Source organism: Actibacterium atlanticum (genome assembly GCF_000671395.1).
GTDB lineage: Bacteria > Pseudomonadota > Alphaproteobacteria > Rhodobacterales > Rhodobacteraceae > Actibacterium_D > Actibacterium_D atlanticum.
This window is the reverse complement of record NZ_AQQY01000014.1, coordinates 16,391-32,727: the sequence shown is the minus strand read 5'-3', so window position 1 is coordinate 32,727 and position 16,337 is coordinate 16,391. Positions and strand designations below refer to the sequence as shown.

Below are 16,337 nucleotides of genomic sequence, written 5' to 3'. Positions count from 1 at the left end.
AGCCAAAGATGAACCTGTTCAAAACTTTTCTGGCCGCGTTGGTCATTGCGGCGCCGGTCTGGGCCGCTGCCCCGATGGGTGACGACGGGTTACATAAACCTGACTGGCTGCAAGACACGTTTATGGATATGGCCGAAGATCTGGAAAGCGCCAAGGCCGAGGGCAAGCGGCTGCTGATCATCTGGGAACAACGCGGCTGTATCTATTGCAAAGAGATGCACGAAAAGGTCTTTCCCGACCCCAAGATCGAAGCCCTGATCCGCGAAAATTATTATGTCGTTCAGATGAATCTGTTTGGTGATATCGAGGTGACGGATTTTGACGGAACGGCTCTGAGCGAACGCAAAATGGCGCAGCGCTGGGGTGTCATGTTTACGCCGACAATGATGTTTATCGGCGAAGAAGCGCCCGCATCTGGCCACGCAGGGCAGGGGGCAGCGGTGACCATGCCAGGGGCCTTTGGCAAAGGCACAACGGCGGCATTACTGTCCTGGGTTCTGGAGCGCGGATACGAAGGCGACGAGCACTTTCAGAAGTATGTTGCGCGCTACCTCGCTGATAATATGAAGTAATTGGAATGTGTTTGGGCGCGGAATAATATCTCTGCGCTGCGGCATTCTGAGGAAGTTAATACCGCCCAGCGGCAGTAAGAGAATACAATGTTTCGTTCCGCGCAAATAAAAATATGCAAAAAACTATATTTGTTATTGCATGCGATGGAACACGTCCGCTAGAAATAGCACAGGGAAAAGGACACTGGGAGGAGTCTTTACATATGAAACGTGCAATACTGATCGCCGCATCATTGATGGCAGGTGTAGGCCTTGCCTCGGCGGAAGTCGCGCCTCTGAACGTCGTATATGACGATGCTGGAGCGGTTGCCGTATCCTTGTCGGGTGCACCCGGCGATGCGGAGATGGGCCGCAAAGTTTTCAGCACCAAAAGCGAAGGCAACTGCGTGTCGTGTCACGCCGTCACCGAGCTGGTCGAAGACGTACCGTTTCACGGTGAAGTCGGACCGGTGCTGGATGGGGTTGCGGATCGTTGGAACGAAGCCGAAATTCGTGGCATCGTCGCCAACGCCAAAAAGACCTACGAGGGCACGATCATGCCCGCCTTCTATAAGACCACCGGATATATTCGCCCGGGTGATGCTTATACCGGCAAAGCCGCGAAAACCGATCCCCTGCCGCCGCTTCTGACAGCGCAGCAGATCGAGGATGTGGTCGCTTATCTGATGACACTGAAAGAAGAGTAATCCTTCGGGATTTCTGACGAGCAAGGAGAAACCTATGGAACTGACGAGACGTAGCGCGATTGCGCTTGGCGCTGGTGCCGCTGCTGTCGCGGCATTGCCGATCAGCGCGTTGGCCTCGGTCGACGATGCCATCGCAGCCTTCACCGGCGGTGCAGATATGGGCGACGCAGGGATCGACCTGACCACCCCCGAGATTGCAGAGAACGGGAACACGGTTCCGATTTCGGTCGACGCCCCCGGCGCGACTGCGGTCATGATTCTGGCCACGGGCAACCCGACACCGGGCGTATGCACATTTGAGTTCGGCCCGCTGGCTGCGACCCAGATGGCCTCGACCCGTATTCGTCTGGCCGGCACGCAGGACGTTGTCGCAATTGCGAAAATGGCCGACGGCAGCTTTGCCCGCGCGTCCAACACCGTGAAAGTCACCATCGGCGGCTGCGGCGGCTAAGTTACAGGAGAAACAACAATGGCATCTGGTGTAAAACCCCGCGTCAAAGTCCCCAAAACCGCATCTGCTGGTGAAGCTATCACCATCAAGACCCTGATCAGCCACAAGATGGAATCGGGTCAGCGTAAGGACAAAGAAGGCAACGTGATCCCGCGTTCGATCATCAATCGCTTCACATGCGACTTTAACGGTCAGAACGTGATCAGCGTCACGCTTGAACCTGCGATCTCGACCAACCCGTATGTCGAATTCGAAGCCACTGTGCCCGAGGCCGGTGAATTCAAGTTCACTTGGTACGACGATGACGGATCGGTCTATGACACCGCTAAGTCAGTGGCGATCGGCTAAGCGACGGTTTCATCAATTCAGGGAGGAAACGAATGAAACGTACCCAGCTGAAAACGCTAGGCAGTACCGTTGCGATGCTGGCCCTTGTGGCGGGCAGTGCTTCGGCCGACGAAGAGGCCAATCTGGTCGTGAACGAGGAGATCGAAATGGTTGTGCGCACGGATGCGCCAGCCCATGTCGAAAACCTTTCCACGATCTACTCGGGTTGGGTTTTCCGTTCGGATGAAACGCAAGCCTTGCAAATGGACGACTTCGACAATCCGGGCATGATCTTTGTGGATCAAGCCGCTGAACGGTGGGCCGAGGTCGAGGGAAAGAACGGCAAGTCCTGTGCTTCGTGCCACGGCGATGTCGAAGAGGGCATGAAAGGCGTGCGCGCGGTTTACCCAAAGTGGGTTGAATCCGCAGGGGAGGTTCGCACGCTTGAAATGCAGATCAACGACTGCCGCACCAATGCAATGGACGCCGAGCCTTGGAAATACACCAGTGGCAGCATGACCAACATGGTTGCTTTGATTTCCGTGCAATCGCGTGGAATGCCGGTGAACGTGGCCATTGATGGTCCGGCTGAAATGATGTGGGAGCAGGGCAAAGAGCTCTACTACACCCGCACCGGTCAGCTGGAACTGAGCTGCGCGAACTGTCACGAGGACAACTATGGCAACCTGATCCGTGCTGACCACCTTAGTCAGGGTCAGATCAACGGGTTCCCGACCTACCGTCTGAAAAACGCCAAGCTGAACTCGGTTCACGCGCGTTTCAAAGGCTGTGTTCGCGATACCCGCGCTGAAACGTTCAGCCCGGGTTCGGAAGACTTCGTTGCGCTAGAGCTTTATGTGGCCTCGCGCGGCAACGGGCTGTCGGTCGAAGGACCATCGGTGCGTAACTAAAAACACCGCCCTGCGCGCCGTTTTCGCGCGCAGGGTATTCGTTAGTTCCTTTACCACGCGCATGTCTGCCGGTGCCTTCATGTCACCGGGCAGGACAGGTGCATCTTGAACGGAGAGACGACGGACATGATTTCGCGGCGTGATTTCTTGCAGGCCTCGGTTGCGGCTTCGGCAATTGTCGGAGCCTCAGGCGTAGGCAACTGGGCCAAACTGGCTGCCCAGCAAACGCTGACTCAGGATGACCTTCTGGGCTTTGATACCTATGGAAACATCACGCTGGTGCATGTGACCGACATCCACGGCCAGCTAAAGCCAATCTACTTCCGCGAGCCTGAAATCAACCTTGGGATCGGCGATGTGAACGGCCTGCCGCCGCATGTGACCGGGGCGGATTTCCTGAAGATGTTCAACATGACTGCGGGCACGCCCGAGGCTTATGCGCTGACCTATCAGGACTTCAGTGCGCTGGCCAAAGGCTATGGTAAAATGGGCGGCCTTGATCGCGTCGCCACGATCCTGAACGCGATCCGTTCAGACCGTCCTGACGCGCTGCTGCTGGATGGGGGCGATACCTGGCATGGTTCGTACACCTGTTTCAAAACCGACGCGCAGGACATGGTCAATGTCATGAACGCGCTGAAACCTGATGCGATGACCTCGCACTGGGAATTCACGCTGGGCCATGACCGCGTCAATGAAATCGTGGACGAGCTGCCCTTTGCCTTTCTGGGCGCCAACATCTTTGACAACGAGTGGGACGAACCCGCTTATGAACCCTATAAGATGTTCGAGCGCGGCGGGGCCAAGGTGGCCGTGATCGGTCAGGCCTTCCCGTACCTCCCCATTGCCAACCCCAACTGGATGTTCCCGGGCTTGTCCTTCGGCGTGCGTGAAGAACGCATGCGCGAAGTCGTGGCCGAGGTGCGTGACGCAGGTGCCGATCTGGTGGTTGTGCTGTCGCACAACGGCTTTGATGTAGACCGCAAGATGGCCAGTCAGGTGGATGGCATCGACGTCGTCCTGACCGGTCACACCCATGACGCTTTGCCCGAGCCGGTGATGGTGAACAACACCATGCTGATCGCCTCTGGCTCGAACGGCAAGTTCGTGACCCGTCTGGACCTGGATGTGCAGAACGGTCAACTTCTGGGCTTCCGCCATAAGCTGATCCCGGTGTTCTCGGATGTGATCGAAGCCGACAAAGACGTCGCCGCCGTGATCGACGCCGAGCGCGCGCCCTATGAAGCAGAAATGTCCGAAGTGCTGGGCCAGACAGATAGCCTTTTGTATCGCCGTGGCAATTTTAACGGCACCTGGGATGATCTGATCTGCAACGCCCTGATTGACGAGCGTGAGGCCGACATCGCCCTTTCCCCGGGTTTCCGTTGGGGGCCGAGCCTGACACCGGGTGATAAGATCACCCGCGAGGACGTGTTCAACGCCACCTCGATGTCCTATCCGAATGCCTATCGTTCTGAAATGACCGGTGAAACCCTGCACGTCATTCTGGAAGACGTGGCTGACAACCTGTTCAACCCCGACCCTTATTACCAGCAGGGCGGTGACATGGTGCGCGTTGGCGGTATGGGCTACCACATTGACGTGTCCAAGCCGCAGGGCAGCCGCATCACCAACATGACGTTGCTAAAAACCGGCGAGGCGATTGATCCCGCGAAATCCTATGTCGTTTCGGGTTGGGCTTCGGTCAACGAAGGCACCGAAGGACCGCCGATCTGGGATGTCGTGGAAAGTTACATCAAGCGCCAGGGCACGATCAGCATCGATCCGAACAAATCGGTCAAAGTCACCGGGGCCTAGGCGCCCCTTCTTAACCGCGTTGCGCGAGCGCACAGATTTCAACACTCTAACAGGAGGTTGCCACATGACAGACAAGTCAGACCCGACGACCACCCGTCGCGGCTTTATCAAAGCCGGAATTGCCGCCGGTGGCGCGGCTGCCGCAGGGGCGGCCCAGGCGGGTGAACCCGATCCGCTGATCACCGAAGTTCAGGACTGGGCCAGCTATACCGGCGACGGCGTCGATGCCACGCCCTATGGCATGCCGATCGAATATGAATCCGACGTGGTGCGCCGCAATGTTGAATGGCTGACGGCGGACACCATCAGCTCGATCAACTTCACCCCGATCCACGCGCTGGACGGCACGATCACCCCGCAGGGCTGTGCGTTTGAACGCCACCATTCGGGCGCGATTGAGCTGCGCAAAGAAGACTACCGCCTGATGATCAACGGGCTGGTCGATAAACCGCTGATCTTTACCTACGAAGATCTGGAGCGTTTCCCGCGCACCAACAAAGTCTACTTCTGCGAATGCGCGGCGAACACCGGCATGGAATGGGCCGGCGCGCAGCTGAACGGTGCACAGTTCACCCACGGCATGATCCACAACATGGAATATTCGGGCGTTAGCCTGCGTACCCTGCTGGAAGAGGCCGGTCTGGGCGCCGCAGGCGACCTGAAAGACAAATGGGTTTATGTGGAAGGGGCCGATGCCTCGTCGAATGGCCGTTCGATTCCGATGGAAAAGGCACTGGACGACGTTCTGGTGGCGTTCAAAGCCAACGGCGAAGCCCTGCGGATGGAGCATGGCTATCCGGTGCGTCTGGTTGTGCCCGGCTGGGAAGGCAACATGTGGGTCAAGTGGTTGCGCCGCATTGAAGTCACCAACCAAGCCATTGAAAGCCGTGAAGAAACCTCCAAGTACACCGATACGCTGGAAGACGGCACCAGCCGCAAGTGGACCTGGGAAATGGACGCCAAATCGGTTGTCACCTCGCCCAGCCCGCAATCGCCCATTCCGCATGGCGCGGGTCCGTTGGTGATCACCGGCCTTGCATGGTCGGGGCGCGGGTCGATCACCGGGGTGGATGTGTCCATTGACGGTGGCAAAAACTGGCAAGAGGCCCGTCTGGCACAGCCCGGCGACGATAAAGCGCTGACCCGCTTCTACCTGGATATCAACTGGGATGGTTCTGAAATGCTGCTGCAATCGCGGGCGAAAGACAGCACCGGCTATGTGCAGCCGACCAAAGCGCAGTTGCGCGATGTGCGCGGTCTGAACTCGATTTACCACAACAACTGCATTCAGACCTGGTGGGTCAAGGAAAGCGGGGAGGCAGAGAATGTCGAAGTATCGTAATCTGATTGCAGGCACCATCGCCGCAACCCTGATCACAGCCCCGGTCGTGGCGGGTGAATACGGCCTTGGCCGCGAAGCTCTGCCTGAAGAAGTCGCAGCATGGGATGTGGACGTCGCGCCCGATGGCACCGGCTTGCCGGCGGGCTCTGGCTCGGTTGAATATGGCGAAGAAGTCTTTGCCGAAGCCTGCGCCTATTGCCATGGTGACTTTGCCGAAGGCGTCGACAACTGGCCAAAACTGGCCGGTGGTGCCGACACGCTGGACCACGAAGACCCGCTGAAAACCGTTGGCTCGTACTGGCCGTACCTGTCGACCACTTGGGACTATGTGAACCGGTCCATGCCGTTTGGCTATGCCCAAAGCCTTGAGCCGGATGATGTCTATGCCATTGTGGCCTATATCCTCTATTCCAACGACATGGTGGATGACGATTTCGTTCTGTCGAACGAAAACTTCCTTGAGGTCGAAATGCCCAACGCCGGTGGCTTCATCATTGATGACCGTGAAACCGCTGAGGCCCATTTCTGGAACGACAGTCCCTGCATGGAAAACTGCAAAGACAGCGTCGAAATCACCATGCGTGCCATGGTTCTGGACGTGACCCCGGACACGGAATAACGCCAACCACATCTGATCAGAACGGGCGGTCCATCGCGGGCCGCCCGTTTTCGTTTGACTGTGTTATCATGGGGCAGGGAGGACATCATGATTACACGACGCACTGCGATATTGGCGGCGGGCGCACTGGCGTTTCCGCGCGTCAGTTGGACGGCTGAACTGGGTGATGATGGGCTACACAAACAGCCTTGGTTCACCGACAGTTTTCTTGAATTGGACGACGATCTGACCACCGCGCAGGACGAAGGCCGGTATCTGATGGTACTGTTTGAACAGGCCGGGTGCCCCTATTGCCGCGAGCTGCATGAAGTTAACTTTGAGCGCGTCGAAATCGTCGACTATCTGACGTCGAACTTTGATGTCATCCAACTTGATCTATGGGGCGCACGCGAAGTTTTGGACTTTGATGGCGCCGCCCTGGAGGAGCGCAACCTTGCTGCCAAGTGGGCAGTGAACTTTACGCCCTCGACGGTGATCTTTGGACGCGATGAAAACGGGGTGGCGAAGGAGCTATTCCGGCTGCCTGGATACTTTAAGCCATTCCATTTTCTGTCATCATTAGAATATGTTGTAAGTGAAAGTTACAGTAATCAACCGTTTCAACGGTTCCTGCAAGACAAGTTCGCCGATTTGCGTGCGAAAGGCATTGATCCCGACGTCTGGTAGCGTTCAGATTTAGCACTAAAAATATTCATATATTGTTGATCGACGCACGCTTAATGTGCATAAATTCAATTATGAACAGATATACGATTTATTCTTGCGCAGCGACTGTTCTGTTGGGAGGCGCTGCCCAAGCATCTGACATTGGTGACCCGGAACATGGGGCTGAGGTTTGGAAAGAATGTGCCGCGTGTCACGAGGTTGGGCCGGGCGCGCACAACAACGTTGGTCCCAACCTGAACGGGATTTACGGGCGCCGGGCTGCCTCGGTCGACGGGTTTGCCTACTCGGCGTCCATGGACCGGGCAGGCAGTGACGGTCTGACCTGGACGTTAGAGACCCTCGAGGTCTACATCCATAACCCCAAATCGCTGGTCACCGGCACCAATATGAACTTTGGCGGGATCAAAGACGCGCAGGATCGTGCCGATCTGTTGGCCTATATGCGCAGCTTTTCGGACAATCCGGCAGACATCCCCGAGGCTGAGCCGACAGCACTGGCCGACCCGTGGGAGGTACCCGCAGATATTCTGGCACTGGTCGGTGATCCTGAATATGGCGAGTACCTGTCTTCAGAATGCACCACCTGTCACCAGACCACCGGCGACTATGACGGCATCCCGGCGATTATCGAATGGCCCGAAGAAGACTTCGTGCTGGCCATGCATCACTACAAGAACAAACTGCGGCCGCATCCGGTCATGCAGATGATGGCGTCGCGCCTCAGCAACGAGGAAATCGCGGCGCTGGCGGCCTATTTTGGCTCGCTTACCTACGAATAACGAAGACAATCAGGGAGGAGATTAACATGACTTTGAACAGACGCCATTTCCTGCGCACAGCCGCTGTGGCCTCGGCCGCATCGCTGGGCGCGTCGCGCACTTGGGGCGCGGGCCACGGCAAACCCAAAGTGGTGATTGTGGGCGGCGGCGCGGGCGGCGCCACAGCCGCGCGTTATATCGCCAAGGATAGCAAGGGCGAGGTTGATGTAACGCTGGTGGAACCCACCCGCACCTACTACACCTGCTTCTTCTCTAACCTCTATATCGGCGGGTTCCGCAGCATTGAATCCATCGGTCACACCTATGGCAAGCTGGCGGCAGAGTACGGCATCAACGTTGTGCATGACTGGGCTGTGGGCGTGGATCGTGACGCCAAAACAGTGACCTTGGCCGGTGGATCGGTACTGAACTATGACAAGCTGATCCTGAGCCCGGGTATCGACTTTGTCGATGGGGCCGTGGCCGGTTGGGACGTAACCAGCCAGAACGCCATGCCGCATGCCTATAAGGCCGGCAGCCAAAGCCAGCTTCTGAAGGCGCAGATCGAAAGCATGCCGCAGGGCGGGACCTTTGCCATGGTCGCCCCGCCCAACCCCTATCGCTGCCCCCCGGGACCCTACGAGCGGGTCTCGATGGTGGCGCACTATCTGAAGGAAAATAACCCGACGGCCAAGATCATCGTGGCTGACCCCAAACCGAAGTTTTCCAAGATGGCGCTGTTCCAGGAAGGCTGGGCCAACCATTATGATGGTATGATCGACTGGATCGGGCCGGACTTCGGCGGGGGCGATGTGTCGGTTAACGCGGATTCGATGGAAGTCACCATCGACGGCGAAGTCACCAAGGTCGACGCCTGTAACGTCATTCCAGCGATGAAAGCGGGCCGTATCTGTGAACTGGCCGGCATTACCGAGGGCAACTGGGCGCCGGTATCGGGCCACACGATGGAATCGCGGGTTGACCCGAATATCCACGTTTTGGGCGATGCCACCAATCAGGGCGATATGCCCAAGTCGGGTTTCTCGGCCAACTCTCAGGCTAAGGTTGCTGCAATGGCGGTACGTGGGGCGCTGACCGGATCCAAAGTGTTCCCGGCTAAGTTCTCAAACACCTGCTGGTCGCTGATTGAAACCGAAGATGGCATCAAGGTGGGCGCATCCTATCAGGCCACCGACGAAAAGATCGCCAAGGTTGACGGGTTCATCAGCGCAACCGGCGAAAGTGCGGAACTGCGCGCGCAAACCTATGAGGAAAGCGTGGGCTGGTACGCAGGTATCACGTCCGACATGTTTGGCTGATTTACCCCGTAACCAGTGACAAAGCCGTCCCTTAAAAAAAGGGGCGGCTTTTTAGTTTTGCGGCGTGAAATGACCATAGCCACCCCGGGCAAAGACCAGCGGCGCGGCGCCGGTCAGATAGACGTCTTCGACTTGCCCAACCACGATAACATGGTCGCCCGCATCATGGCTGTCAGCCAAGCGGCAGTTAAAGCGCGCCGCACAGGTATCGAACAAAGGCACCCCGTGTTCATCCGCCTGCCAGTCCACCGGCCCGAAATCATCCCCATTCATGGCAAAATGCTGGGACAGATCGGCCTGATCTTCACGCAGGACATGAATGGCAAAATGCGGCGCGTTGGCAAAGATATCGAAGCGATGGGCGTTCTTGGCCGGGCACCACAAAACCAACGCCGGGTCCAGCGACACCGAAGAAAACGAGTTTGCGGTAAAGCCAACCGGGCCATCGGGTCCGGCGGCGGTGATCACCGTCACCCCGGTAGCGAACTGCCCCAAAGCATCGCGATAGGCGCGCTCGTTCTGCGGGCCGGGGGGGAAGGTATGATCGGTCATACGGCACATCCTGAGTGTTTGCAGTCTGATAGCATCTAATTCGGCAAGGGCAAGGGACCACCGCGTTGGTGCCTGTCATGAAAAGTTCAGAAAAGTTAAACATTGCCTTTGCGGACGCCCTGTAGCCAGCCCCAGACAGATTTGGGGGTCCTATGCTGCTTTCCGTTGAAGGCGTCACGAAATCATTCGGGCGCAACACTGCCGTCGAGAACGCATGTTTCACCGTCGATAGACCGGCGATGATCGGGATTATTGGCCGTTCGGGTGCGGGGAAGTCGACGTTCTTGCGGATGATGAACCGCCTGACCGATGCAACTTCGGGCGAAATCAACTTTGAAGGCCGCAACATTCTGGCCCTGCAAGGCGGCGACAAACGCGCTTGGCAAGCCGAATGCGCGATGATCTTTCAGCAGTTCAATCTGGTGCCGCGCATGGATGTGGTCAGCAATGTGCTGCATGGCACGCTGAACCGCCGCTCGACCCTTGCCACCATGTTCAACCTGTTCCCGCAGGATGACATCCATAAAGCCATCGACATTCTGGACCGTCTGGGCATCGCCGAGCAGGCCCCCAAACGGGCCGAGGCCCTGTCGGGCGGGCAGCAGCAGCGCGTCGCCATTGCGCGCGCCCTGATGCAAGACCCCAAGATCATTCTGGCCGACGAACCTATCGCCAGCCTTGACCCGATGAACGCCCAAGTGGTGATGGATGCCCTGCGCCGCATTCACGAAGAAGACGGTCGCATGGTCATCGCCAACCTGCACACGCTGGACACCGCGCGGCGCTATTGCGACCGCGTGATCGGTATGCGGGACGGCCGGATCGTCTTTGACGGCACGCCCGAACAACTGACCACCGGTGTCGCCCGCGACATCTATGGCGCCGATGCCTCGTTCTCCGAGGCCGCAACATCCACCGCGATCGAAACCCTCGACGCGGTCCCTGCTTAACACCCGAGTTTTCATCAGCCTCGGGGGCAGATCTCCGGGGCACAATCAACCTGGAGAGAAACCGATGAAAAAACTGATTGCTGCCCTGGCTGCAACCACCGCCCTGGCTGGCGCTGCCAACGCTGAAGGCATTACCGAATTCCGCATTGGCATCCTGGGCGGCGAAAACGCCCAAGACCGTCTGACCTCGCATGAGTGCCTGAAGAACCACACCGAAGAAGCCCTGGGCGTTCCGGTAAAAATCTTCGCTCCCGCTGACTACAACGGCGTGATCCAAGGCCTGCTGGGCGGCACCATCGACTATGCTTGGCTGGGCGCTTCGGGCTATGCCAAAACCTTCCTGGAAGATCCGGAAGCTGTTGAGCCGGTTCTGGTTAAGATCAACCTGGATGGCTCCTACGGTTACCACTCGATTGGCTTTGCCCGCAAAGACGCTGGCATCGCTTCGCTGGACGACATGAAGGGCAAAGTTTTTGGCTTTGGCGACCCGAACTCGACTTCGGGCTACCTGATCCCCTCGATCGAAATCCCCCAGCAGACCGGCGCCACCATGGAGTCGGGTGACTACTTCGGCGAAGTTAAATTCACCGGCGGTCACGAGCAGACCATCGTTGCTGTAAACAACGGCGACGTTGACGGCGGCGTCACCTGGGCCGACGGTCAGGGCGAATGGGAAGACGGCTTCAACTCGGGCGCGCTGCGCAAGGCTGTGGACGCTGGCCTGGTTGACATGAACGACCTGGTTGAAATCTGGCGCTCGGCTCCGATCCCCGAAGGCCCGATTGTTCTGCGCAAAGCCCTGCCCGCAGACGTCAAAGAGAAAATGACCGCCATGATCGACGGCATGTATGAGGCCGACAAAGACTGCGCCTACAACATCGCCGCCGGTGAATCGCTGGGTTTTGATCCGATCACCCACGACGCCTACATCTCGATCATCGAGGCACGTAAAGCCAAATCGAACTAAGCGTTCGCTTTGATCCGGCGGGTCCCATTTCGGGGCCCGCCACTTTTTTCAAGGACATCCCAAATGGCTGATCTGACGGCCGCGCAAGGGGCGCAGACCCCTGATATCCGCGCGCATTACATGGACATGACCCGCCGCAAACGCCTGTATGGTGGCATCACGATCAGCATTTTCGCCTTGCTGATGGTGTCGGGTTTCCTGCTGGCCGACAGCCGCAATGCCGGTGGGTTCTGGGATGGCCTGCACCGCATCTTTGATTTCCCCGCGCAAGTCGTGTCCGAGGCGTGGGAAAGCCGCGCCGATATGCCCAGCCATCTGCTGACCTATTTTCCGTCCTTGATTGAAACGATCAACATCGCGGCGGTGTCCACCATGGTTGGCGCGCTTGGCGGGATTGTTCTGTCGCTCTTGTCGACCCGCGGCATGGCCCGCTTCCCGCGCTTGATCCCTGTTTTCCGCCGCATCATGGATGTGATGCGCGCGATGCCCGAGATCGTGATCGCGCTGGTGCTGATCTTTATTCTGGGCGGTGGCCCGGTGCCCGCGATGATCGCGATTGCGTTTCACACCGCTGGCGCGCTTGGCAAACTGTTTTCCGAGGTGAACGAGAACGCCTCCCTGAAGCCTGTCGAAGGCTTGCAATCGGTGGGCGCGACATGGTCGCAACGCATGATGCTGGGCGTGATCCCGCAGGTACTGCCGAACTATCTGTCTTACGGGCTGCTACGATTTGAGATCAACATCCGCGCCTCGGCCATTCTGGGCTTCGTGGGTGCAGGCGGCATTGGCTACGAGCTGAAAAATGCCATGTCCTGGGGCCTTGGCAAGTTTGACGAGGCCGCCGCGATTTTCATTCTGCTGTTTGGCGCAATCGTGTTTTTTGACCAACTGTCCAGCCACTATCGCAATCGCCTTACCCATGGGGGCAAAGCATGACAACCGCCGCGATCAAACTCCAAAGCGATCAGCTCTTTGCCCGTAAACGGCTGCTAAACTTTGGCCTGCCTGCCGTTGTGCTGGCCTATTTCATCTATATCTTCTTCGCCTTTGATCTGATCGGTCTGGCCGAGCGTGCCCGCATGGACAACGCCCGCATTCTGGTCGCCGATAGCTATAGCTATAAAACCCACGTCACCCGCGATAACCGCTCGGGCGAGGTTAGCTTTGCGATTGAGGGCGAACGCAAAGGCGCATACCCCGAGGGCGAGATGCCCGAATGGGTGTCGCAAAGCGGCGAAGAGACGGTGATTGATCTGGGCGATGGCAAGATTGCCACCTATGACGCGCAGTCGATCACGCTGGATATTCCCGGCTACGGTCTGATCACCTCGACCCCGTCGCGGGCCAAGGGGGTGAATGCCACCTTCCCCGAAGGCGCGCTGCCCGACTGGATCAACGCCTCCAAGAACCGTTTGACGGTCACGACCCCCGGCGCGCGCCTGACCATCACCCGCAACCGGGCCGAGGTGTTTCGGTATTCTTCGGGGTGGGAGTTGTTCTTCTTTACGCTTAACAGCCCCTATCATGGCGCGGGGGCGGGCCAGATCTTGTTTGGTGACCGGATAGACCCCGCGCGCAGCAACGTTGCGGGGGCCGCCCACGACTTTTGGCACAACCCGATGTGGCGCCATGGAGAGGTCGCCTGGGCGATGTTCGAAACCGTCTTGATGGCGTTTCTGGGCACCATGGGCGCGGCCATCGTGGCGCTGCCGCTGGCCTTTATGGCCGCCAAGAACTTTGCCCCTTTCAGCGCCGTGCGCTTTGGCTTTCGCCGGGTGTTTGACTTTGTGCGCGGGGTGGACGGGCTGATCTGGACCATTGTCCTGTCGCGCGCTTTTGGCCCCGGCCCGATGACTGGCGCGCTGGCGATCCTGATCACCGACACTGGCAGCTTTGGTAAAATGTTCTCGGAAGCGTTGGAAAACGTGGATGAAAAACAGATCGAAGGCATTCAGTCCACCGGTGCCAAACCGGTGCAGCGGTATCGCTTTGGCGTGATTCCGCAGATCACACCGGTGCTGTTGTCGCAGGTTCTGTACTATCTGGAATCCAACACCCGTTCGGCAACCATCATCGGCGCCATCACCGGCGGTGGGATCGGCCTGTTGCTGACGCAGGCGATGATCACCCAGAAAGACTGGGAGGAGGTGTCCTATTACATCGTGCTCATCATCGGCATGGTGATGCTGATGGACTGGCTTTCCGGCCTGATACGCCGCCGATTGATCGCTGGTGATGAAAGCGGTCACTGAGATTGAAGGAGGCTCGAATGCCCAAGTTGAATGCCGATACGCCCTTCATCCATCCTGAGTGCGAAATCACCGAAAGCCAGTTTGGGGCCTATACCGAGGTAGGGCAGGGCAGTCGCGTCGCGTATTCGGAATTTGGCGACTATTCATACTGTGACCGCTACGCTGATGTGGCCAACACCACCATTGGCAAATTCGCCAATATCGCCAGCTTCACCCGGATCGGCCCGACCGATCACCCGATGCACCGGGCGTCATTGCACCATTTCCTGTATCGTTCGGCCGATTACTGGGATGATGCCGAACACGACCCGGATTTCTTTGCCCATCGCAAATCGCGCCGCGCAGTGATCGGCCATGACACCTGGATCGGCCATGGCGCGGTGATCCGGCCTGAGGTGAGCATCGGCCACGGTGCTGTGGTCGCCGCCGGGGCCGTGGTGACCAAAGATGTGGCCCCCTACATGATCGTAGCTGGCGTGCCAGCGACTCCGTTGCGTGAGCGGTTCTCAGCCCCAGTTGCAGAACGGATCATGGCGCTGGCGTGGTGGGATTGGCCGCATGACGCGCTGCGTGCAGCGTTGACAGACTTCCGCAGCCTGCCAATCGAAGCCTTTTTAGAAAAATACGGTGGCTGACCCAGTTCCAAAAATTGAAGGCGGCCATAAGGCCGCCTCCGGAACAAAGGGAAAGTCATTTTGGTTGGTTCCACCCGGATAATCGGGACTGAGAAACCTCAGTTCTTATGCCATCGCCATATGACGATCAGACAACCTTAGTAAGACAGTTTTGCTGCGCCGCGGCAATGTGGCGGGCGGAAAAGGGCGGCCCGAAAGCCGCCCCTGCCTGATTAATGAGCAGAGTTTGTTACTTCAGGCCCATGCAACTGGCATAATAGGTCACAGTCGCGGGCCAGTCGCTGAAGATCCCTTCGATCTGGACATCCTGCGCCAGAACGTCCAGCAGCTCGAAATAAACCGCGTCCGAAGTGGTGGCGTCCTTGATAGACTGGAAGTACCAGCCGCCACCGGTGGTCAGCGGGCCAGAACGCTCTAGTGTCCAGGTGATCAGCTTCAGACCAGCCTCTTTGGCTTTCTTGGCATATTCGGAAGGGACGATCTCACCGTTTTCCAATGTCACCAGCATCCACATCGGCGGGGCGATGTAGTTTACGCCCATATCGGCCAGTTCTTTCATGGAAGGTTTAAAGGTTTCAGGATTGTTTGCATCAAAACTTTCAACATCATACCGCCCATCCAGGAACACGGCCTGCTTGCCGAACTCTGGCTCGGCCTTGATCCAATAGAGCACGTCATCCAGGTTGAACGACTGCGCCCAAACGTCCGAGGCCGGGATTCCGGCGGCCTTGTATTCGTCGATCATCTTTTGGGCGTACATTTCCTGGGTGAAGCCCTCGAACGGCATCTCGACCGCGGGCGACTTCAGTTCAGGAGTGAACTTAGCGCCCAGCGATTTAAAGAGCGCGATAGACTCGGCATGGGTCATCACGGTGCCGCCCTGAACCGAGTACAGATCGGTGCGCCAGTTGGCGGTGCCGTCCATGTAACCTTCGACGGTGGTGGCCGAGGCGTCAGCCGCGTCCATCTTGCCGGTCAGGGTCCGGTATTCAGCCAAAGTGATGTCTGAGGTGCGGCACTCGGCCTTGGCTTTGTCGTCACCGGCGGCGGGCACAAAGCCCTGAGTGCACTTGTCGGCCAGATCGGTGGCCAGAATGTCGGTGGTGGTGTGCAGGTCGTTTTGGGCGTGACGGCAGACCAGCTCTTTGTCCTTGGTAAAGGTCACGTCGCATTCCAGAATGCCTGCGCCCATGCGCGCCGCAGCAACGTTGGATTCAACCGTGTGTTCGGGGAACATCAGCGGCGCGCCACGGTGGCCGATGGAAAACAAGGTGCGTTCAAACGGGCCCTCAGAACAGGACAGCAGCTTGTCCTTCAGGGCGCCGTCTTCCATGCGGTCAATCAGGTAATAGGGGCGGGGGCCCAGCTCGATGACATCTGCGGCAACTGCGGTCGCGCCCATCATGGCGGCAACAGCCAGCAGGCTGGTGGTTTTCAAAGACATGGGAATTCCTTTGTCAGGGGTTGTCGTAACCCAAACAGGATCGCGCAGACCCATGACAGTCGGTTAAC

At 58.1% G+C, this 16,337-nt stretch carries 17 protein-coding genes and 1 pseudogene; 16 read left to right on the top strand and 2 right to left on the bottom strand.

What is annotated here, in order from left to right; genetic code table 11:
• Positions 1–8: 8 nt before the first annotated feature.
• The 11 genes and pseudogenes from ATO10_RS15170 to ATO10_RS15120 all read left to right on the top strand — a co-directional run bounded on the left by ATO10_RS15170 (position 9) and on the right by ATO10_RS15120 (position 9,469).
• A complete protein-coding gene (locus ATO10_RS15170; protein ID WP_035253213.1) occupies positions 9–572 on the top strand; it encodes a thioredoxin family protein in 564 nt (187 codons plus the stop codon).
• A gap of 203 nt (positions 573–775) precedes the next feature.
• On the top strand, positions 776–1,258 hold the full coding sequence (soxX, locus tag ATO10_RS15165; protein ID WP_035253212.1) for a sulfur oxidation c-type cytochrome SoxX: 483 nt from the start codon (positions 776–778) through the stop codon (positions 1,256–1,258).
• A gap of 34 nt (positions 1,259–1,292) precedes the next feature.
• On the top strand, positions 1,293–1,709 hold the full coding sequence (gene soxY, locus ATO10_RS15160) for a thiosulfate oxidation carrier protein SoxY (protein WP_035253210.1): 417 nt from the start codon (positions 1,293–1,295) through the stop codon (positions 1,707–1,709).
• A gap of 18 nt (positions 1,710–1,727) precedes the next feature.
• Complete coding sequence (gene soxZ, locus ATO10_RS15155; protein WP_035253208.1) at positions 1,728–2,057, top strand: thiosulfate oxidation carrier complex protein SoxZ; 330 nt, start codon at positions 1,728–1,730, stop codon at positions 2,055–2,057.
• Positions 2,058–2,131: 74 nt separating this feature from the next.
• Positions 2,132–2,947, top strand: coding sequence for a sulfur oxidation c-type cytochrome SoxA (soxA, locus tag ATO10_RS15150; protein ID WP_238323523.1), 816 nt, complete (start codon positions 2,132–2,134; stop codon positions 2,945–2,947).
• Between the two features lie 126 nt (positions 2,948–3,073).
• On the top strand, positions 3,074–4,765 hold the full coding sequence (gene soxB, locus ATO10_RS15145; RefSeq protein WP_035253205.1) for a thiosulfohydrolase SoxB: 1,692 nt from the start codon (positions 3,074–3,076) through the stop codon (positions 4,763–4,765).
• A gap of 64 nt (positions 4,766–4,829) precedes the next feature.
• Positions 4,830–6,107, top strand: coding sequence for a sulfite dehydrogenase (soxC, locus tag ATO10_RS15140; protein WP_035253203.1), 1,278 nt, complete (start codon positions 4,830–4,832; stop codon positions 6,105–6,107).
• Positions 6,091–6,723: pseudogene (locus ATO10_RS15135) on the top strand (c-type cytochrome); the annotation flags it as partial. The gene soxC and the pseudogene ATO10_RS15135, both read left to right, overlap by 17 nt.
• A 90-nt stretch (positions 6,724–6,813) precedes the next feature.
• Positions 6,814–7,392 (top strand): thioredoxin family protein, encoded by a 579-nt coding sequence (locus ATO10_RS15130; RefSeq protein ID WP_051598182.1) that lies wholly within the window; start codon positions 6,814–6,816, stop codon positions 7,390–7,392.
• 71 nt (positions 7,393–7,463) lie between these two features.
• The gene (locus ATO10_RS15125) at positions 7,464–8,171 is read left to right on the top strand and encodes a c-type cytochrome (protein WP_051598181.1); all 708 of its coding nucleotides are present in this window, start codon (positions 7,464–7,466) and stop codon (positions 8,169–8,171) included.
• Positions 8,172–8,197: 26 nt separating this feature from the next.
• Positions 8,198–9,469 carry an NAD(P)/FAD-dependent oxidoreductase gene (locus ATO10_RS15120; protein WP_035253201.1) on the top strand — a complete coding sequence of 424 codons (1,272 nt, stop codon included), beginning with the start codon at positions 8,198–8,200 and terminating at the stop codon, positions 9,467–9,469.
• A 51-nt stretch (positions 9,470–9,520) separates the two neighbouring features.
• On the opposite strand, the gene ATO10_RS15115 is transcribed toward ATO10_RS15120, so the two are convergent.
• Complete coding sequence (locus tag ATO10_RS15115) at positions 9,521–10,021, bottom strand: flavin reductase family protein (RefSeq protein WP_051598180.1); 501 nt, start codon at positions 10,019–10,021, stop codon at positions 9,521–9,523.
• A gap of 152 nt (positions 10,022–10,173) precedes the next feature.
• On the opposite strand from ATO10_RS15115, the gene phnC reads away from it, so the two are divergent.
• From phnC to ATO10_RS15090, 5 genes are all read left to right on the top strand, one after another.
• Entirely contained in the window at positions 10,174–10,971 is a 798-nt protein-coding gene (gene phnC / locus ATO10_RS15110; protein WP_420313648.1) for a phosphonate ABC transporter ATP-binding protein, read from the top strand.
• Positions 10,972–11,035: 64 nt separating this feature from the next.
• Entirely contained in the window at positions 11,036–11,938 is a 903-nt protein-coding gene (gene phnD / locus ATO10_RS15105) for a phosphonate ABC transporter substrate-binding protein (RefSeq protein ID WP_035253198.1), read from the top strand.
• A gap of 63 nt (positions 11,939–12,001) precedes the next feature.
• A complete protein-coding gene (gene phnE / locus ATO10_RS15100; protein WP_035253197.1) occupies positions 12,002–12,874 on the top strand; it encodes a phosphonate ABC transporter, permease protein PhnE in 873 nt (290 codons plus the stop codon).
• The gene (gene phnE / locus ATO10_RS15095) at positions 12,871–14,190 is read left to right on the top strand and encodes a phosphonate ABC transporter, permease protein PhnE (protein WP_035253196.1); all 1,320 of its coding nucleotides are present in this window, start codon (positions 12,871–12,873) and stop codon (positions 14,188–14,190) included. The genes phnE (ATO10_RS15100) and phnE (ATO10_RS15095) overlap by 4 nt, the downstream gene beginning before the upstream one ends.
• Positions 14,191–14,207: 17 nt before the next feature.
• On the top strand, positions 14,208–14,825 hold the full coding sequence (locus tag ATO10_RS15090) for an LbetaH domain-containing protein (RefSeq protein WP_035253195.1): 618 nt from the start codon (positions 14,208–14,210) through the stop codon (positions 14,823–14,825).
• A gap of 229 nt (positions 14,826–15,054) precedes the next feature.
• Here ATO10_RS15090 and ATO10_RS15085 read toward each other — a convergent pair whose 3' ends face one another.
• Positions 15,055–16,269: a glycerophosphodiester phosphodiesterase family protein gene (locus ATO10_RS15085; RefSeq protein WP_035253194.1), complete on the bottom strand. Its 1,215-nt coding sequence runs from the start codon at positions 16,267–16,269 to the stop codon at positions 15,055–15,057.
• Between the last annotated feature and the right edge of the window lie 68 nt (positions 16,270–16,337).